This window comes from Rhodococcus sp. 14-2483-1-1 (genome assembly GCF_002259335.1).
Classification (GTDB): Bacteria; Actinomycetota; Actinomycetes; order Mycobacteriales; family Mycobacteriaceae; genus Rhodococcoides.
This window is the reverse complement of sequence record NZ_NPFX01000009.1, coordinates 1-18,931: the sequence shown is the minus strand read 5'-3', so window position 1 is coordinate 18,931 and position 18,931 is coordinate 1. Positions and strand designations below refer to the sequence as shown.

At 63.8% G+C, this 18,931-nt stretch carries 18 protein-coding genes; 11 read left to right on the top strand and 7 right to left on the bottom strand.

Going from position 1 to position 18,931, the window contains the following annotated elements; all coding sequences use genetic code 11:
• Window positions 1-223: 223 nt before the first annotated feature.
• From CH294_RS08085 to CH294_RS08075, 3 genes are read right to left on the bottom strand one after another with little or no spacing between them, the layout of a single operon-like run.
• Complete coding sequence (locus CH294_RS08085) at window positions 224-811, bottom strand: hypothetical protein (RefSeq protein WP_094620328.1); 588 nt, start codon at window positions 809-811, stop codon at window positions 224-226.
• A 22-nt stretch (window positions 812-833) separates the two neighbouring features.
• Window positions 834-1,238: a hypothetical protein gene (locus CH294_RS08080; RefSeq protein WP_032378551.1), complete on the bottom strand. Its 405-nt coding sequence runs from the start codon at window positions 1,236-1,238 to the stop codon at window positions 834-836.
• Window positions 1,231-1,611, bottom strand: coding sequence for a hypothetical protein (locus CH294_RS08075; protein ID WP_032378550.1), 381 nt, complete (start codon window positions 1,609-1,611; stop codon window positions 1,231-1,233). The genes CH294_RS08080 and CH294_RS08075 overlap by 8 nt, the downstream gene beginning before the upstream one ends.
• 272 nt (window positions 1,612-1,883) lie before the next feature.
• On the opposite strand from CH294_RS08075, the gene CH294_RS08070 reads away from it, so the two are divergent.
• The 8 genes from CH294_RS08070 (at window position 1,884) to CH294_RS08035 (ending at window position 9,235) form a co-directional block, all read left to right on the top strand.
• Window positions 1,884-2,408 carry an MSMEG_0572/Sll0783 family nitrogen starvation response protein gene (locus tag CH294_RS08070; protein ID WP_027495238.1) on the top strand — a complete coding sequence of 175 codons (525 nt, stop codon included), beginning with the start codon at window positions 1,884-1,886 and terminating at the stop codon, window positions 2,406-2,408.
• 9 nt (window positions 2,409-2,417) lie between these two features.
• A complete protein-coding gene (locus CH294_RS08065) occupies window positions 2,418-3,473 on the top strand; it encodes an MSMEG_0568 family radical SAM protein (RefSeq protein WP_094737593.1) in 1,056 nt (351 codons plus the stop codon).
• Window positions 3,474-3,546: 73 nt separating this feature from the next.
• A complete protein-coding gene (locus CH294_RS08060) occupies window positions 3,547-4,887 on the top strand; it encodes an MSMEG_0567/sll0787 family protein (RefSeq protein WP_249305148.1) in 1,341 nt (446 codons plus the stop codon).
• Window positions 4,884-5,765, top strand: coding sequence for a carbon-nitrogen hydrolase family protein (locus tag CH294_RS08055; protein ID WP_032402149.1), 882 nt, complete (start codon window positions 4,884-4,886; stop codon window positions 5,763-5,765). The genes CH294_RS08060 and CH294_RS08055 overlap by 4 nt, the downstream gene beginning before the upstream one ends.
• The gene (locus tag CH294_RS08050) at window positions 5,758-6,048 is read left to right on the top strand and encodes an MSMEG_0570 family nitrogen starvation response protein (protein WP_037172524.1); all 291 of its coding nucleotides are present in this window, start codon (window positions 5,758-5,760) and stop codon (window positions 6,046-6,048) included. Before CH294_RS08055 ends, CH294_RS08050 begins: the two co-directional genes overlap by 8 nt.
• The gene (locus CH294_RS08045; protein WP_094737592.1) at window positions 6,045-7,319 is read left to right on the top strand and encodes an MSMEG_0569 family flavin-dependent oxidoreductase; all 1,275 of its coding nucleotides are present in this window, start codon (window positions 6,045-6,047) and stop codon (window positions 7,317-7,319) included. Before CH294_RS08050 ends, CH294_RS08045 begins: the two co-directional genes overlap by 4 nt.
• Window positions 7,320-7,325: 6 nt before the next feature.
• A complete protein-coding gene (locus CH294_RS08040; RefSeq protein WP_032402146.1) occupies window positions 7,326-8,177 on the top strand; it encodes a carbon-nitrogen hydrolase family protein in 852 nt (283 codons plus the stop codon).
• Entirely contained in the window at window positions 8,174-9,235 is a 1,062-nt protein-coding gene (locus CH294_RS08035; protein WP_094737591.1) for an MSMEG_0565 family glycosyltransferase, read from the top strand. The genes CH294_RS08040 and CH294_RS08035 overlap by 4 nt, the downstream gene beginning before the upstream one ends.
• Here CH294_RS08035 and CH294_RS08030 read toward each other — a convergent pair.
• From CH294_RS08030 to CH294_RS08020, 3 genes are read right to left on the bottom strand one after another with little or no spacing between them, the layout of a single operon-like run.
• Window positions 9,217-10,248: an adenylate/guanylate cyclase domain-containing protein gene (locus CH294_RS08030; protein ID WP_032378544.1), complete on the bottom strand. Its 1,032-nt coding sequence runs from the start codon at window positions 10,246-10,248 to the stop codon at window positions 9,217-9,219. The two genes, CH294_RS08035 and CH294_RS08030, sit on opposite strands and share 19 nt — an antisense overlap.
• On the bottom strand, window positions 10,241-11,668 hold the full coding sequence (locus CH294_RS08025) for an HAD-IB family hydrolase (protein ID WP_032402143.1): 1,428 nt from the start codon (window positions 11,666-11,668) through the stop codon (window positions 10,241-10,243). The genes CH294_RS08030 and CH294_RS08025 overlap by 8 nt, the downstream gene beginning before the upstream one ends.
• Window positions 11,665-13,962 (bottom strand): glycerol-3-phosphate 1-O-acyltransferase, encoded by a 2,298-nt coding sequence (locus tag CH294_RS08020; RefSeq protein ID WP_032402142.1) that lies wholly within the window; start codon window positions 13,960-13,962, stop codon window positions 11,665-11,667. The genes CH294_RS08025 and CH294_RS08020 overlap by 4 nt, the downstream gene beginning before the upstream one ends.
• A 437-nt stretch (window positions 13,963-14,399) precedes the next feature.
• Here CH294_RS08020 and CH294_RS08015 point away from each other — a divergent pair, with 437 nt between their 5' ends.
• Together CH294_RS08015 and CH294_RS08010 are read left to right on the top strand one after the other, a co-directional pair.
• Entirely contained in the window at window positions 14,400-15,128 is a 729-nt protein-coding gene (locus CH294_RS08015) for a DUF6319 family protein (protein WP_094737590.1), read from the top strand.
• A gap of 66 nt (window positions 15,129-15,194) precedes the next feature.
• Window positions 15,195-15,851, top strand: a complete 657-nt coding sequence (locus CH294_RS08010) for a hypothetical protein (protein WP_032402140.1) — start codon at window positions 15,195-15,197, stop codon at window positions 15,849-15,851.
• A gap of 85 nt (window positions 15,852-15,936) precedes the next feature.
• On the opposite strand, the gene CH294_RS08005 is transcribed toward CH294_RS08010, so the two are convergent.
• Window positions 15,937-16,608 (bottom strand): TetR/AcrR family transcriptional regulator, encoded by a 672-nt coding sequence (locus CH294_RS08005; RefSeq protein WP_094737589.1) that lies wholly within the window; start codon window positions 16,606-16,608, stop codon window positions 15,937-15,939.
• A 150-nt stretch (window positions 16,609-16,758) separates the two neighbouring features.
• Here CH294_RS08005 and CH294_RS08000 point away from each other — a divergent pair, with 150 nt between their 5' ends.
• Window positions 16,759-18,903, top strand: coding sequence for an MFS transporter (locus tag CH294_RS08000; RefSeq protein WP_249305146.1), 2,145 nt, complete (start codon window positions 16,759-16,761; stop codon window positions 18,901-18,903).
• Window positions 18,904-18,931 lie beyond the last annotated feature (28 nt).

Genomic DNA, 18,931 nt, shown 5'->3' with positions numbered 1-18,931 from the left:
GTCGGGCTTCGAGCAATTGGATTCGGTGGGAGACATCGGCAGCGTCGGCGAGGAGTTCGCTTTCGCTCAGTTGCCAGATCTCCGTTGTCATGGGCCAAGCGTATCGAACGTGCGTTCGACTGGCAATGTTAGTCGAATCGAAAACTATTGCCCTGCATAAGGATTCGGGAAAGCAAACCTGTCGGAGGGGTGTGCTAACAGCCACGTCGAGAGTCGGAGATCTTCACGCTTCCTCGGGATCCCAGCTGACCGGACCGCGCAGACGTACCGTCGCATCGCTGTAGGGATCGAAATTCGACCTCGAAGTCGACGTACTCGGAGGCCGTACCGAACCGGGCTTCGAGGTCTGTGGACCGTTCGTGGTCTTCACGCGCGTCAACTCGCGTCGCATCGTCGCGGGCCAGATCTCGAAGAGATAGTCCTCGACCGGTTCACTCACGTCCGAATCCCAATGGGTACCTCTACCTATCGAACTCACGCGGACTCCCAGAAAGCCGCTCACGGGCGGCGAGACCGTAGTCGCGTCCGAACCTACGTACCCCAGCGCGGAGACGAAAGTTAGCGTCGCGTCCACGGCGATCGAGACCTCGGCCGCGTCCTCCCACGACCCGTCGATTTCGACTGTCGGTGCTTGCGCCAGGACGTCGACGGCAACGCGAACGGGCCCCGATGCAATTCCCGTGTGGACGTGAATGCAGTTGTCGGAGGCGTCGATGAGCTCGCCGAGGGCACCCGGGGGCACCGGCTCACTGTGCGCTGCTACAAGCGAGAACAGGTGGTAATCGACATCGACGGTCGTCCAGGTGGTCATGGCCGATTCTGGCCACAGACCCCTACCGCTGTCGAGTCTTTCGCAGCCACCACAGTCCCGCGATGGGGAGCACCACCGGGATGAAGACGTATCCGGATCCGAAGTGCGACCACACCGTCGGCTCCGGGAAGTCCTGGGGCTGGATGTAGCTGAGGGTGCCGATGCCGATGACTCCGACGAGTTCGATGATGCAGGACACCGTCACCACGCGTCGGGATGCTTCGGTTGCCCTCGCCAGTCCCACCGTCGCGATGATGTAGACCACCGCAGCGAAGGCCGACAGGAGGTACGCCACCGGTGCGTTGTCGAATCGGGTGGTGAGCTGCACTATCGAGCGCGATGTCGCGGCAACGGCGAACACCGCATAGACGGCGATGAGAAAGCGCCCGAAGCCGGTGCGCGTCGCTTGCTGGAGGTTGTCAGGCATATCCGGCCCAAATCTGGCTCAGGCGCAGCACCATGGCTGCGAGGGTAAGGACGGCGACGAGCAGCACCGCTGTGCCGCCGCGGGAACGGTCGCCCAGGGACCACCACGTTCCCAATGGAAGCAGGAACAGCAGTCCGACGAGATAAGAGCCGAACGTCAACCGGTGTATCTCGCGATCCGAGGTGAACATCATGACGAACCCGATCACGGCCTGAAGCGCGACAACGGCCTCGGTGGCTGCGATGGTCCAGAAGAGTGCTCGGTCGGCCTTGTTCTTCAACAGAACGGGCCGGTTCGTGGCGAGCTTCACGAGCACCCAGATGCCCACTACCAGGGACAACGCGTACAACAAGCCGGTGACGGCGCCGATCATCGTGTTCCTCGTCCTGCTCGCAATGGATGGGTGGACCGGCCTTCACAGTAGCCGCGTAACACCACGTCAACACTGTGAGGCCCTCGAAACACGGCGTTGTTCCGAGCGTGACCAACCGGAAATGGATGGGGCTTGTACTTGTCCCATGGCCGAAGAGGATCTGCTCTTTCGCCGGACATGACCTCTCTTCCTCAGGTGGCCATCGACGCCCACCGCATCTCGAGTAGTTGCCCACTGCATTCAGCCAGCTCTGCGAACCTCAGGAGACACCCGTGTCAGACCTCGACCAGTCCATCGCCGAGAACATCAAGAAGTCCCTCGAAGAGATCCCGCACCCTTCACTTCCCAAGGGCAGCAACATCTACGGCTCCACCAAGATCTTCCCCGACTACAAGGCCGAGAACGGCGAAAGCTACTTCACGCTGGTGCACGGCATCGCCCACGAGTCCTCGGTATCGTTCGTCGCGGTACTCCAGGCGACGCGCGCCCTGCGTAAGGGCTTCGAGTCGGCCATGTACTTCTACGGCCCCGGTGCCATCAATTGTCTTGCCACTCGCGGATTTCCGACCACCGGCGACTCCGGCTTCCCGGGCGAGCAGAACATCAACGATTCGCTTGCGACGTTCATCGCCGAGGGCGGCACGGTGTTCTGCTGCCGCTTCGGGCTGGCTCTGCACGGCGGTCGTGAAGAGGATCTCATCGAAGGTGTCATCCCGGCCCACCCCCTCGACGTGCAGGACGCGCTGATCCACTACGCGCGCAAGGGTGCCATCATCAACTCGACCTACATGGTCTAGGAGCGAACCATGTCGGTCAGTACGCGTGTAGATCTGGCGTTGCTCGGAATCCGAGGATCCACGCCGGTCTCGAGAACGGCAGGCGCCGGGCCGAGCGACGACGGGCATGTCACCATCGATGGCCTCGGCGCAGCCATCCCCCGCAATCCGCTCAGCCCGTACGTACTCGAAGAAGGACGAGTGTTGTTCGACGGCAACGACATCGGTCTCGATGTGCAGGCTGTCGATCGTCCGAAATTCTACGACCTCGCCACCGCCGACGGGATCGCCTACGAAAAGATCGCCAAGCTCCACGGCCCCAGCGTTCTCGCTACAACCGTGGTGCAGACGTGCATCCGTTACGACGCCGACCAGCGGTGCCGCTTCTGCTCCATCGAGGCCTCGCTCGAGGCAGGCGACACCATCGCCGTCAAGACCCCGGCGCAACTGGCCGAGGTGGCAGAGGCGGCGGTACGGCTCGACGGCGTCACCCAAATGGTCATGACGACAGGTACTTCGGCCGCGAAGGATCGCGGTGCCCGTCATCTGGCCCGATGTGTTCGCGCCATCAAAGCCGTGGTTCCTGATCTGCCGATTCAGGTGCAGTGCGAACCTCCGGGCGACCTGCAGACGATTCAGGATCTGTACGACGCCGGAGCCGAATCCATCGGCATCCACGTCGAATCTCTCGACGACGAGGTTCGACGCCGGTGGATGCCGGGCAAGGCGTCGGTATCGATGGACGAGTACCGCGCGGCCTGGAGAGAGGCAGTCCGGATCTTCGGACGCAACCAGGTCTCGACCTACATTCTGGTGGGCCTCGGTGAGGATCCGGACGAATTGGTTTCCGGTGCTGCGGAACTCATCGAGATGGGCGTGTACCCCTTCGTCGTTCCGTTCCGTCCACTTGCCGGCACGTTGGCAGTCGATGTCGATCGTGCGACGGCCCCGGGCCGAGACGTACTCGAAAGCGTCACCCGACGCGTCGCCAAAGAGCTCCAGGCAGCAGCGATGCTCGGCTCCGATCAGAAGGCAGGCTGCGCGGCATGCGGTGCGTGCAGCGTCCTGCAGAATGCAGGAGGCTGAGATGTACGGGGTGGACGGGCAGGATCTAGCCGGATTGTCGGGTGCTGCAACCACTGTCGTGGAGCCCGAGTTCATGGTCCAACCGTGCGAGAACCCGGCGCAACTGAGCTCGTACCGGGCGCTACGCAGAGCGACGTTCGTTGCCGAACAGGGCCTGTTCTCGGGCACCGATCAGGACGATATCGACGACGACCATCGCACTGTCGTTCTGGTCGCCACCGACCGGGACGGTACGGTGCTCGGTGGAGTACGCCTTGCTCCCTGCACCGCAACGGATCTGGGATGGTGGGCCGGCAGTCGCTTGGTGGTGTCTGCTTCGGCGCGCACCTCCGGTGTCGGTCCTGCACTGGTTCGCGCAGCCTGTGCGCATGCCGAGAGCCGCGGTGTACTTCGGTTCGATGCGACGGTGCAGAAGCGCAACGAGAGACTGTTCACCGGTCTCGGGTGGATCAGACGGGGCGACGTCGAGGTGGCCGGTACCCCGCATGTGGCGATGTACTGGCCCATCGACCGAATCGAACGGCTGGTGTCGTCGACCAAAGCGATGCTCGCCGGTGTGCTCGCACCCCTGAAGGCACAGCCGCTCGGGCTCGGGGCCAAAGGCTTTCGAGGCGACGACGGGGTGCCGGTACCGGGCAGCGACATGATCGCAGCCTGCGACGCAATCATTCCCTCGATGGTCGATCGTGACCCGGAGTGGGCCGGGTGGTGCGCTGCCCTGGTGAACTTGAACGACCTGTCTGCCATGGGAGCCCGCGCCGTCGGCATGCTCGATTCCGTCGGCGCACCCACACAGTCCCGACTGACTCGCATCATTCGCGGACTCGCCAATGCCTCTGCGGCATGGCAGGTCCCGGTACTCGGTGGCCATACCCAGGCCGGGGTGCCGTCCTCACTGTCGGTCACTGCGCTAGGACGCACAGCCAACCCGGTGCGGGCCGGCGGCGGCAACGTCGGCGACCGGCTGACGCTCACCGCCGATATCGAAGGCGAATGGCGACGCGGATACTCCGGTCAGCAATGGGATTCGTCCTCGCGACGCAACACCGAGGAACTGACAGCAATGGCGTCGTTCGTTGCCCGAACCGCGCCCAAAGCAGCCAAGGACGTCTCGATGGCCGGCCTGGCTGGCACTACCGGGATGCTGGCCGAGGCAAGCGGAACCGGTGCCGTACTGGACATCTCCTCGATCCCGAAGCCCGACGCTGCGTCGATGGGCGAGTGGATCACGTGTTTTCCTGGGTTCGCGATGATCACCGCGGACCGTCCCGGTGCACCAGTTGCACCGTCCGGACCTGCACTGTCCGCAGTCTGCGGAGAGCTCACCGATATTCCGGGCGTCGCGCTGCGATGGCCCGACGGAATCACCACTCGCGCGGTCACGTCCACCGTGACCGGATTGGGAGAAGCATGAACGCCATCACCATCTCCGTTGCCGCAGCCGAATTCGGGCGCGACATGGAACAGAGCTACGCCACCATCGCCGCGTTGCTCGAGGAAGCGCGCAATCGCGGCAGCCAACTGCTCGTCCTGCCCGAAGCCTGCCTCGGCGGTTACCTGCCCAGTCTCGGCGGAGGCGACGAGACCGAGGAGTCTCGGCAGCGTCGCTTGAAGGCACTGCCTCCGGCTCTCGAACTCGACGGGCCCGAGATCAGGCGGGTCATCGACATGGCGGGCGATACCGTCGTCACCTTCGGCTTCTGCGAGAAGGACGGCGACACCCGCTACAACGCCGCAGTGACGGTCGACGGCAGCGGAATCCTCGGCTCGTACCGAAAGGTGCACCAGCCGCTCGGTGAAAACCTCTGCTACGACGCAGGAGACAGCTACTCCGCGTTCGATACTCCGGTCGGCCGAATGGGCATGCAGATCTGCTACGACAAGGGATTCCCCGAAGCCGCCCGCGAACTTGCCCTCGACGGTGCCGAGATCGTCGCCTCCATCTCCGCATGGCCGACGGCACGGACCGCGACCGTGGAGAACATGGAGGAGGACCGCTGGAAGCAGCGCTTCGACATCTACGACCGCGCTCGTGCGCTCGAGAACCAGATCATCTGGGTCGCGGCGAATCAGGCCGGCACCTTCGGATCCTTGAGATTCGTCTGCAGCGCCAAGATCGTCGGGCCCGGCGGAGAGATTCTGGCGGGCACCGGCGTCGAACCGGGACTGGCGACGGCCACCGTCGACGTCGATGCGTTGATCGGGGCGGCACGTGGCGGCGGTATGTACAACCTGCGTGATCGCCGGCCGTCGGTCTATCGGACCATAACCAAGGAGCCGGTCCATGCCTGAGATGTCGTTCGTCGTTCGTTGGCCCGATGGGCGCGAACAGTCCTGCTATTCACCGTCGCTGGTGATGCACGATTACCTGACGCCCGGTGCGGAGTACACGGTCCAGGACTTCGTCGAGCGCACGTCCGAGGCGCTGACGGTGGCGAGTGATCGAGTACTCGCGAAGTTCGGTATGCGGTGCACCTCGGCCGCACAGCAGATGGAAGAGATCCACGGCGTTAGCGCTTCGTACCGGGCCGGTGCCGTTCGCGTACTGAGCATGTCGGGAGCTGAATTGCTATGACAGAGAACCACAGTGCGATAGAAAACTACTCCGTGATCGTCATCGGCGGCGGGCAGGCCGGCCTCTCCATCAGCTGGCATCTGACGCAGCGTGGCGTCGAACATGTCGTGTTGGAGCGCGACACGATCGCGCACGAGTGGAAGGACTCCCGCTGGGACAACTTCACCCTCGTGACGCCGAACTGGCAATGCGCACTCCCCGGGTACGCCTACGACGGTGACGATCCCGACGGATTCATGCAGCGCGACGAGGTCTACGCCTTCGTGCGTCGTTACGCCGAGAGCTTCGATGCACCGGTGCGAGAGCATGTTTCGGTGGATCAGGCCTTGCAGTCAGCGGATGGTGGTTTCGACCTCCAGACCTCTGCCGGACCGATGCATGCCGACCAGATCGTCGTTGCGGTCGGCGGTTACCACATCCCCACCATTCCGCGATTCGCCGAGAAGCTTCCACGGGACGTCGTCCAGATCCACTCCTCCGAATACCGCGGCTCGCATCAGTTCCCGGACGGTGACGTCTTGGTCGTCGGCACCGGCCAGTCCGGCGCGCAGATCGCCGAGGACCTGCATCTCGACGGCCGCCGCGTTCATCTGGTCGCCGGTACCGCTCCCCGTGTCGCGCGCTTCTATCGTGGGCGCGACTGTGTCGCCTGGCTGCACGACATGGGCGTCTACGATGTCTCCATCGAAGATCAACCCGGTGGCGTCGGCAAACGCGAGAACACGAACCACTATGTCACCGGACGTGACGGTGGTCGAGACATCGACCTGCGTGCATTCGCCACCGAAGGCATGCAGCTCTACGGCCGCTTGCTCGGAGTGGAGGACGGCGTGCTGCAGTTCGCGCCCACGCTCGAGGCGTCCCTCGATGCGGCCGACCGTGTTGCCGAGAGCATCAAGGACAACATCGACGCGTACATCGAGCGCGAGGGCATCAGCGCGCCCACCGAGGAGCGCTACGTACCGGTGTGGCGTCCCGAAGCCGAGACCACCGAACTGGATCTCGCTACCTCCGACGTCACCGCCGTTGTGTGGTCGGTGGGCTTCCGTACCGACTATCGGTGGCTGAAGGTCGGGGCCTTCGACGGGGAGGGTCACCCGACGCACAACCGAGGCGTCACCTCGGTGTCCGGCCTGTACTTCCTCGGCCTGCCGTGGCAGCACACCTGGGGCTCGGGTCGTTTCGCCTCGGTGGCCCGAGATGCCGCGTTCCTGGCGGATCAGATCGGTCTCGAGATCAGTGCAGCACAACCCCAGAGTCAGATGGTCTGAGCTGACGTGGCCCCCATCAAGATCGGCGCGCTGGCAGCGCATTTCGGCAGAGATGTCGATAGGGCCGTACTGAAGATCACCACGATCATGTCCAGTGCGGCCCGAGAGGGTATCGATCTCCTGGTGCTGCCCGACGCCTCTCTCGGGGGCTACATCGACAGTCTGAGCAATCCGGATCCCGCGGAGTTACCACCGACGCTCGATCCGGACGGTCCCGAGCTGGCCGCGATCATCGCGGCGGCAGGGGACATGACGGTATGCATCGGCTACACCGAGTTGTCGAAAGGCCTGCGGTACAACGCTGCTGCATGCCTGACCGGTGACGGAATTCTCGGCAGTCACCGCAAGGTGCATCAGCCACTCGGGGAATCCTTGGCCTATGCAGCCGGCGATCGGTTCGAGGCCTTCGATACTCCGGTCGGACGGATGGGCATGCTGATCGATTACGACAAGACGTTCCCGGAATCGGCGCGCGCATTGGCGCTCGACGGTGCGAGAATCATTGCGGCACTGTCGGCGTGGCCCGCCAGTGTCACCGATCGGGCGTCCTCACTGCCGAACGACCGTCAGTCCCGGTTGTTCGATCTGTACGACGCCGCCAGGGCGGCGGAGAATCAAGTGGTGCTGGTGTCGTCGAACCAGACCGGGGTGATGGGGTCGTTACGCTTCCTGGGGCAAGCGAAGATCGTCGGACCCGGTGGTGACGTCCTGGCGAAAACGTGGTCCAAAGGCGGCCTGGCCGTGCACGAGATCGATGTCGACGCCGAAGTGGACCGGGCCCGCAGAGGGTTGCACCACCTCGCCGAACGTCGTGTCGACGCCTACCCCAATTTGCTGCAGGAGAAGCCGGATCAGTGAAGATCGCGCTCTTGACCTACTCGTCCAAACCGCGTGGAGGCGTAGTACATACGCTGGCCTTGGCCGAGGCGTTGGCGCGCTCCGGGCAGGACGTCTCGGTGTGGTCTCTCGGCCGCGGCGGCGACAGTGAGTTCTTTCGGACGGTCGACCCAGCCGTCACCGTGCGGATGGTGCCGTTTCCTCAGCGGGAGAACGAGAGTGTCGGTCAGCGGATACTGCGGTCGATTGACGTTCTGCGACAGGCGTTCACACCGGACCGATACGACATCGTCCACGCTCAGGACTGCATCTCCGCAAACGCCGTAGGTCGCTGTATCAGGACCATCCATCACCTCGACGAGTTCACCACGCCCGAACTGGCGGCGTGTCACGAACGCGCGATCACTGCGCCCTACGCGCGCATCTGTGTATCGGCAGCGGTGGCAAGCGATGTTCGCCGCGGATGGGGACTAGAACCAGCGGTCATCCCCAACGGCGTCGATGCCGAGAGATTCACTGCCGCTGCGCAGTCCGGTCGAACGCACTGGCGTGACAAGCTCGGCCGATATGTGCTCGCCGTCGGCGGTATCGAACCACGCAAGGGCAGTCTCGATCTGCTCGATGCCTTCGCCGGGCTGTCCGAGCGGAACGTGCAACTGGTGTTCGCCGGCGGGGAGACGCTGTTCGACTATCGGGACTACCGGGCGGAATTCGACCGTCGTGCTGCAGAACTCGGCATCGAGCCGGTGATACTCGGAACCGTCGACGACGACGAACTGCCGCACCTCGTGGCGCAGTCCGCTGTGCTGCCGTTCTTCTCCACGAAGGAGGGCTTCGGTCTGGCTGCCATGGAGGCGCTCGCCGCGTCGATCCCGGTGGTGGCGCGTGATCTGCCGGTCTTGCGAGAAGTGTTCGGAGACAGCGTGACCTACGCGTCGTCGGTGGAGGCCATGTCGAGCGAGTTGGACCGGGCGTTGCACGAGCCGCGGGATCCGCTACCGGGGCTGGCGCTGGCGCGCAGCCTCACCTGGGACGAGGCTGCGCGTCGACACCTGGGGTTCTACTCCTCGCTCTTGTGACCGCCCCGCTTGTTGCGGCGGAGCGCATGCGGCTTGAGCTTGTGAAATCCCTTGACCCGCAGTGAGCGAATCGATTTGAGGTAGAACTCGGAATCGTGGCGGAGTTCCTCGGTCATGACCGTATCGACGAGTGTCGTGCCGGGATTGGCGGAGCTGGTCAGCCGCGCGGCAATGTTGACCACCGAGCCGTACAGATCGCCGTATCGGGCCAGTACCGGCCCCCAGGCCAGCCCGACCCGCAGGTCCGGCATATCCTCCTGCTCGTCGAACGCATCCTGCAGGTCGAGGGCGATGTGGGCGGCATCCTCGGGTGTCTGCGCGCTGAACATCACCTCGTCGCCGACGTTCTTGATCACCGAACCACGTCCGCGGGCAATGATATTGGTGGCCAGCGACTCGAACTCTTCGAGCAGAGTGGTCAACTCACCGATGTCCAGCCGACGCGTCAAACTGGTGTAGCCCACCATGTCGGCGAACCCGACGGCCATCGTGGGACTGTCGGTGGCGTCGTCGGGCGCGGCGATGGACCGACCGGCGGCGGCGGCCAGGTGACGACGCCAGGTGTATCCCTGGAGTGCCTCGAGGGTGGGGACGGTTTCTGCCGCGATCGCTCGGGCGTTACGCCGAATCGCGTCGATGTCGTTCTTGTCTTCGTCGCTGTCGATGATGCGCTCGAGTATGTGAGAGTTCACAACGCCCACTTGCCATTCCGCGAGCCTGGACATGGATTGCCCGAGCGTCCGCGCGATCGCGACCTCCATCTCGGGCTTGATCACCTTCTGCGCGGTGAGTGCAGTGATCAGCTTCAGAGCTTCCAGATCGGCATCGGTGTAGACGAGTGCCTCGGTGTCGGTGTGGATGGGGAAGCCCATGCCGATCCACAGGGCAATGACTCGTTCGAGTGGAATGCCGGACTTCTCGACGATGTCCGCACGGTTGTACTTGGGCTCGCCGCCCAATAGATTCCGCTCGATTTCCGTCTGCACTACCGAGTTGATCTGGTTCTCAGGCATATCCCAACGTTCTGTCGAAATAGGAACGAACATCGTCCACGTACTCGTCGATCTTGTCGGGCTCCCAGTCCGTGGTGGGAATGGGCTCGCCGACGGTGACCTTGACCGTACCGGAGTGGACGGTGAAATCCTTTTTCCACATCACGTCACCCGCGTTGTGGATGACGATGGGCACGATGGGCACACCTGCTTGCATAGCCAGGTGGAAGCCGCCCTTCTTGAATCGGCCGAGACGTGACGTCGGCATGCGCGTCCCCTCGGGTGCGATGGCGACGGAGATACCGCTGTGGAGCTTGTCGATTGCGGGTCGCATCGCCTCGCGCGCTTGTGAGGGATCACCACGATCGACGTAGGCGACGTCGAAGATCCTGCCCAGCAGTGCGAATCGCGGGTCGCGTTCGAGTTCGCGTTTCGCCACGGCGGTGATGTCTCGCCGGAGGATGGACGTGACGATGATCGAGTCGGCAGTGCTCTGGTGGTTGAACATGAAGACGGCCGGGCGGGCCGACCAGGCATTTTCCGTGCCGGTGACGTCGAGCTTCACGCCGGCCAGAGTGAGCGCGATGTCGGGCGCGATGGTGCTGGTGATGTTGGCACCGGTGCGGCGACTCCGCGTCAGAATCCCCAGGCCCAGTCCGATCGACGCGCTTGCGAGCACCGATCCGAGCGCCGCCGTGCTGCGTACGGCCGACGTGATGTCCGTGCCGCGCTTCGGGCTTTCCAACGTCAGAGCAGGCCACTTCTTCTTGGCGGCATACCGTGCGAGATCGGGGTCTGGGTTGAGGGCGACGGGTCGTCCCACGGCCTCGAGCAGTGGCACGTCCTCGCCGCCGTTGGAGTAGGCGAAGCAGCCCGCCAAGGCGATCCCTTCACGTTCGGCGTAGTCGATGGCTGCCTGCGCCTTGCGCGGACCCCACAGTGAATCGCCGACGAGTTCGCCGGTGAGGATTCCGTCGGTGACGACGGGGGTGGTGCACAGCAATTCCTCGAACATCATGTCCTGTTGCACGGGCAGTGCCTGGTACGGCGTGGCCGAGGTGGCCATCACCAGGCGATGCCCGGCATGCCGGTGAGCCTCCACGAGGGCGCGGGCCTGCGGGTAGATCATCGGCGCAATCTCGTTGCGGAACAGCGTGTATGCCTGTTCCATCAGATCGTCCTCCCGACGGCCCTCCAGGCCCCGGACGGCCTTGCCCATCAGGTTGTCGACGGGGGAGTTGCGCATCCGCATCTCGACGACGGCACTGGAGATCTCCCACAGCTCCTTCACCGTCACGTCGAGGGTCTTGAGACGTTCGAGAAAGACTGCGCGGGCGGAGAATCCGTTGATCAGGGTGCCGTCGAGATCGAAGAATGCCACGGTGTCTCGGCCCGGTGGTGCGGCGGCGATCGCGATCAGTCGATCGTCGAACTCGGTCATGAATTGTTCTCCTCGGGGGCCGAGATCGGTTCTACCGCACGCAGCATCTGGTGGGCCATGTCTCGGATCGTGCGAACCTTGCGGGCCCACTCGTCGATCTCGAGCGCAAAGTCTCTGCGCCGGCGCGCGACACCGTCGGAGCCGGAATCGACGAGATCCCGGTTCTCGGCCAATTGCAGTGCAGTATCGAACAACTCGCCGGAGATGGACTCGCTGTGATCGAGTTGCTGACGCAGTCGCCTGGCCTGAGCGGCTCCGAGGCACTCCGCGATGAACTTGGGCTTGTCGAACTCGCCGCTCTGCGGCAGCAGCATGAGCTGATCTGCCACTACCTGGTAGGCCTCGAAGATCGGCTGCAATACACGGTGCGCCAGGTGCAGATCCTGTGACTGTAGTTGGTGCGCAGCATAATCGGGGTCGCTGATCTTGGTCCGCCAGTCCGGATCGATCAGGTCGACCTCGGATTCCAGCCGCTGCCCGAAGTCCTTCTTGTCACCGAAGAAGAACTCGAACTTGAGCAGATCGCGCAATTGCAGCGCCGACTGCCACAGCGACTCCTGCGTCAGAGGTGCCGAATCGCCGCTGGTCGGAAGCACCACCAGTTCTCCGATGGCGCGCATGACGAAGAAGTGAATTGCGTTGTTACGGAAGAATGCTGCAACCAGATGCTTGTCCTGCGCCAGATAGAACAGTGGCTCGGGGCCATCGTCGAAACGCTTGACCACGTTGGCGTTGACCTGAGCGACGACGGCCGATCGCACCACATCGACGTCGGCGATGTCGACGCCGCCCGCGGTGGGCAGGTTGCGGCGTTTGATGTAGCGGGCGAGCGGGGCGATGATGGCCCACATCTCGTTGACGTTGAGTGCGCGATCCTCGATGCCCAGCAGTGCCATCGTGACCAAAGCCGCCGGAGTCACCGGTGTTGCGTCGTTGATCGCGTGGGAGACGCCGAGCGCGATCTTCTGGACCGCGACTCGCTTGTCGGTGTTCTCGGCGACGATCGACGCCACCGACATCGGTTCGCCGAAGTTCAGATACACGTTTCCGCGCAACGTTCCCTGCGCACGGATGTACCCGATGGCCATCCGAATGCCCTCGGCCTGCTTCTTCGCCCCGTGCGATTCCTCGGCCATAGCGCCGACCTCGTGCAGACGGTCGTAGGTGATGGACGTCGGAACCAGATAGACGTCCTCTGCGTCGCTCGACTCCAGGGCGTCGACCAGATAGGTGAGCAGGCCGAACCTCGGCGGGCGAAGCTTGCCGGTGCGGCTGCGTCCACCTTCGATGTACCACTCGAGGTTGAACCGCTTGCTGAGCAGAAAGCTCATGTACTGACGCAGCGTCCACTTGTAGATCGCGTCGGAGAACTTTCGCTGAATGAGCACGACGCCACTGCGTTTGGCGATCGGACCCAGCGGCCAGAAGCCGACGTTGATGCCGCCCATGACGTGATTGAGCGGCAGACCCTCGGCCAGCAGCGCTGGGCGTAGCACGAGCGGGTCGAGGTAGGAACGGTGATTGGGTAGGAACACCAACGGATAGTTCTTGTTGAGTTCGCGGACCTTCTGCAGTTGATCGCGATCGACGTCCACCTTGTACGCCCGCGAGAAATACGCCCCGAGGGTTCCCCACATCTCCACAGCCCGACGGGTCTCGGTTGCGACCATCTCACCGAGAATGTCGTTGACGCGCTTGTCTACAGCGTCGCGATCCTGACCGACCTCGTCCGCGAGCGCGGTGATGCCGTCGTGGAACTTCTTCTGCTCCGTCATGTCCTCGACGACGAATCGCGGAATCTTGTACTCGGAGCCGATGACGCCACGCTCGGCCTTGTCCAACGCCAGACTGGCCTGTCGCAGGATGAACGACGAGAGCGAGGTGCCGCCGCCCCGTTCGAACCGATCCTGCAGATCACGGAGGGTCGCGGGTTCGCCGACCAACACCGCCGAATGATCGGGATCGTCGTTCGCCACCCACCGCTGCCATACCTGGGTGGGCTTCGATCGACCGCGCGGAGCGAAGATGCGGTGGAGAATGCCGTTCTTGCGATCGGACAGCGTCACGCGCAACGGAATGAGGAGTGGATCGTCGGCGTACCCGCGAACACTCTCCGCCAGTGAGGTTCTCGCTTCACCGGACAACACGACCGACGGCGGCCTCGGCTCGCCGTCGGGAGTGGTCGCATCGATCCACTGATTCAGAGCCTGAACCTCGAGGGTGGATTTGGCGTCGAGCAAATACACGTGCGGACCGTCGCTGAGCGATTGTTCGTCCGCGTCGAGGTGGTACATCGAGGCTCCTGTTCCGTACCCATACAAGAAGGCACGGTCGCCAGGCTACGCGGGAGATACCGGCCGCGAGGGCGGTTCGGTGAGGTCGTAACGGGACGAAATCTCTCGACGCCGCGCACCGCTACTCGCGGGTACCCGGCGGTAGTCGATGTGACGTTCAGTGTCCTTTTGGTGAGTGAATGTCACGTCGAGTGGACTTGGCGGGCGTTCCTGACAACGGTCGTATAGAGTCAGGACATCGGCCTTCTCGGCCACCCAAATCTAAGTGTTAATCCAAGTAACAGTTACTTGCGGTTACAGTTACTTGGATTAACAGATACCTCTCCGATATCCATTCCGAACGTGTGCTAACGACATATCCCGCGCTCGGTCTATGACATCGGCCCAGTATCTGTGCGACAGTATTCGCAAACACTTTCGAGAAAGGCCGGTAGTCGATGCCACCCCGTGGGCGCGCCGTGAACGATTCGTTGACCCCAGAGAATCTGACGACGCTGGCTGCGGCGCTAGCCGAGGGGCGTCGGGCCACCGTCTATCTTCGTGAACCGAACCCGAGCCTCGGACTGTCCGACGGTACGTCGGCGAAGGTGATCTCGATCGACGGCACCACGGTCACTATCAGTCCGAAGGGTGTCAACGACGAATTGCCTTACGAGGCAGAGGAACTACGTATCACTCGCAACGCGGCAACCCCGCCTGCGCCGGCCAAGCGCGTACCTGCGAAGAAAGTGGCGGCGCCGGTGTCCGCCGCCCCGGCTCGGGCGGAAGCAGTCGCGGCAAAGCCGACGACAGGCCCGGCACCTGCCAAGGCCGTGGTGGAACAACCCAAGGCCGTGGTGGAACCACCCAGGGCGCAGCCGCAACAGCAGGCTCCCCGTCGTGGCAAGAAGGCTCCAGGCGGGGTCAGCGTCACTATTCACGCCGGGGCGGACAACGATTGGTCGGTCACGGTCACCCAGGGGGCGAAGCGCCCCACCAAGGCGCAACCGGTGAGTCCGGAGTCGGTCAGCAGGGCCGTGCGAGAGTTGGGCGATCCCATCGCACGCGACGCAGTCGAGGCCGTCATCTCCCACGCGCGCGAGGAGGCTGCTCGCCGCGTTGCAGAACTGAGTCGCCAACTGGAGGAAGCGCGCACCACCCTTGCCGCCCTCGAGCAGGACGTATGAACCACTCGCTCGTGTTCGTACACGTGTTGTTGCTAGGGTTCTGCCGACACCGCTGAGAGGGAGTACATGTTCAAGAAATTCATGCTCGTCGTCGTGGGGGCGGCTGCAATCGTAGCCAGCGTCGGCGTGGGGACCGCATCCGCGGCCGCTCCAGCTGCTCTCGGCGGTGGGTCGGGAATCATCGTCGGTGGTCAGGCCGAGTGCACGCTGACGACGATCGGTAACGACCGCAGCGGAAATCTCGTGGGCTTCACCGCCGGCCATTGCGGTCGCGCAGGCGATTCCATCGTCCCGGAATACGACACCTCTCTCGGCGAGGTCGGCCGCATCGCATTCTCCAACCCGGAGTACGACTACGCCGTCATCGAATTCCAGCGCGACAAGGTTGCACCGATCAGCCGCGTGGGCAACGTGACCATCTCTCAGGTCGGCCCGCCGACGGCGTTCCCGAACATCGTCTGCAAGGAAGGCCGTACCACCGGCAACACCTGCGGCCTCGCGTACGGCGACATCCTGCAGTCGCAGGAGACCTGGGCGCAGCTGTGCGTCGTCGAAGGTGACTCGGGTAGCCCGGTCGTCGTCGGCAACACCCTCGTCGGCATGGTCAACGCCTACCTCGGCGTCGCGTGCTTCGGTCCCGAGGTCGGCACCAACTTCGATGCGATCCTTCGTAACGTCGATCAGGGCAACGGACTCGGCGCAGGATTCGTCCCGGCTCCCTGACAGTCCACAGTTCGCACCGAATGTCCCGCTCGAGCAATTCGTTGCTCGAGTCGGGACATTCGTCGTTTCGAAGGTCCCGGAGTTGTCAGCGGGCGCGGGCGGACGAGTCGGACGCCCGGACATCGGCGACGATTCGCTCCGCATCCTCCGGGGCGATCCCCAGCAGAACAAGGCTCGACGTCGTGGCGGCCCCTGCCGGGTCGGTGAGCAGCCCGGCGTTGGTCGCATCGAGGATGGACAGCGCAATCGCCTCGATATTGAGGATGAGTACCTCCGCGGCTTGATACGAGGAGAACACGCCCTCCCGCTGACCGCGCCGGATGACGGCGGCGGCCGCTTCTCGCATCGGACCGAGAAGTTTGTGAATACCGTTGTGGCCCAAATCTGTTCGCGCAACAGCGAGAAGTAGACGGTACTGGTCGCCGACGCGAGTGAGAGCCAGCGTCTGCCGGACGAAGACCGTCACTGCCGATTCGTCGGCGGCGGGAACGCGGCCGAGAGCCGCCGAGATGCTGTCGGCCGCCTCCAGGGCAATGCCGTCGATCAGCGCTTCGCGAGAGGCGAAGTGGGCGTACACGGTTCGCCGAACCACCCCTGCCGCGGCTGCGACGTCGTTGATGGTTGCATCCGGATTGTCCGCCAGTACCCGTTGCGCGACATCGAGAATTCTCGCTCGGTTCGACCGGGCGTCACGGCGCTGCACGGGCGGCGCTGCGGCACCCCGTGCAGTCGATGTCGACTCCGTCGTCTTTCGCACAGGTCAACAACTAGCACGATCGTGTGCGGAGAGTGTGGCTGCCGCCACAAAAGATTGCCGATCCTAGACGATTCTTCTTAAGCTGCACAGCACTGTGCAAGGTGTGTCGGCACTTTGCCAACGGGGGGGAACACAATGACGTTGCTTGCGATGACGCCTGTCCAAGATATGCACAAACCGTATTCACGACGCTGGTCGGCTCTGGTGGTCCTGTGCCTGAGCCTGCTGATCGTGGTCATGGCCAACACGTCCCTGCTGGTCGCGGCACCGTCGATGACTCTCGACCTGAGTCTGACGAGCAGCGACCTGCAGTGGGTGATCGACGGCTACACCGTCCCCTACGCGTCACTGATGCTGCTGTGCGGCGTCATCGGCGATCGCTACAGCCGTCGTGGGGCACTGATTCTCGGCTTGATCATCTTCGTGGCGGGTTCGATCGCCGGGGCACTCACCGATGCCACCCTCGGCGTCATCCTGGCGCGCATCGTCATGGGAGTCGCCGCGGCGATCGTCATGCCCGCAACGCTGTCGCTGTTGGTCGCCACGTTCCCGAAGCGGGAGCGCGCTACCGCCGTCACCGTGTGGGCGGCTACCTCGGGACTCGCCATCGCAGCGGGACCACTGCTTGCGGGTTGGCTCCTCGAGAGCTTCACCTGGCATTCGACTTTCCTGATCAACGTTCCTATTGCGTTGGCGGCCATCGTCGGAGCCGTCGTTCTGGTTCCGCCGTCGCGGGCCGTCGACCCCGGCGCGATCGACTGGGTCGGTGGATTGCTGTCGGTCCTGGCCGTGTCGACCGTCGTGTACGCCATCATCGAAGGAATGCACTTCGGCTGGACCGTCGGGCCGTTGTACTTCGCGCTCGTCGGCCTGCTGTCGATCGTGGGCTTCGTGGGATGGGAAATGCGCCATCCCAATCCGCTGCTCGACGTCCGAATGTTCTCCTCCCGCATCCTCAGTGGCGCTACCCTCGCGGTGCTGGTGTTCTTCCTGGTCACATTCGGTGCGATCTACTTCGTCGCCCAGTACCTCCAGTTCGCCCTCGGATACGGCCCGGTGTCCACGGGCGTGCACCTCTTGCCGTTGGCCGGCGCAGTCTTCGTCGGGTCCGGAATCACGATGTGGCTCACACCCAAGCTCGGACCACGCATCACCGTGACCGCGGGCATGGTCGTGGGAACGCTGTCGGTCGTCTCGTTGATCGGAATCGACCCGACCGCAACGTACTCCGACTTCCTACCCGTGCTGACGCTGCTCGGTCTCGCGATCGGCTTGTCCGTCTCGCCGTGCACCGACGCCATCATGGGCGAGTTTCCGGACAGCAAGCTCGGTGTGGGCGGCGGACTCAACGACACAGCGCTCGAACTCGGCGGCTCGCTCGGAATCGCCGTGCTCGGTTCGGTGCTCGCCGCGTCCTATCGCCAGGGAATCGAAGGCTTTCTGCAAACCTTCCCCGGTAAACAACCGAACGGCCAGTACACCGGGCAGGCAGCGGAAGGGCTTGCCGCGTCTCAGGATTCGCTCGCCGGTGCAGTGATCGTGTCCGACATCATTCGCGCTCAGAATGCGTTTCTCAGTGGATTCGCAGACAACTTGCAGGCCAATGCCGTTGCCGCGTTCGGCGACGCGGTGACGCACACCAGCCTGGTTGCCGCCGTGGTGTTCGGCGTCGGCACGGTGATCGTGGCGCTGCTGATCCCCTCGCGGAGCGCGGCACTGGCGACGTCGTCGGAGAGGATCCCGTTCGAGCCGATCGTGCCCTTCGTCGTTCCGCCTGCCAAGGATGGAGCAGCCGACCGTGAGGTAGCCGAACTCGAGCAGCTACTGGAACGGCCGTCGGCGGCAAAAGTCGAAAAGCCAAGTGCGCGGCACGCACTACGTGCCGCCGAGGAAGACACACCGAAAGTTGTGCCGAGGACTGTGCCGACGCGCACCGTGGCCGAGCCGGCTCTGGTGGACGCAGAACTCGAACGCCCCAGCATCTACCAGCTGGCCTCGAAGGTGTACGAACTCGATGCATCCGTTGCCCGACAGGCCCGCGTGGACGCCAAGTCCGGTGAGCGGGTGACGATTCACCAGCTCGCGTTGTCGAACCTGGCGCGCACCCGACGCGTCGAGGCAGAGGAAGCCCTCGACGCTGCACTCGAACTCAGCGATCTCCCGGTTGCGCCCGCTCCGGAACCGGTGCAACCCGCTGCCCCTCTGCAGACCTTCTACCAGAGGGCGAGCAAGCAACACGCGAACTGCACCGAATTCAAGGAACGCTCGAGCTCCATGTGGGCAATGCCGCTGTAGCTCTCCCTGCCCGCCCACCACCCAACCC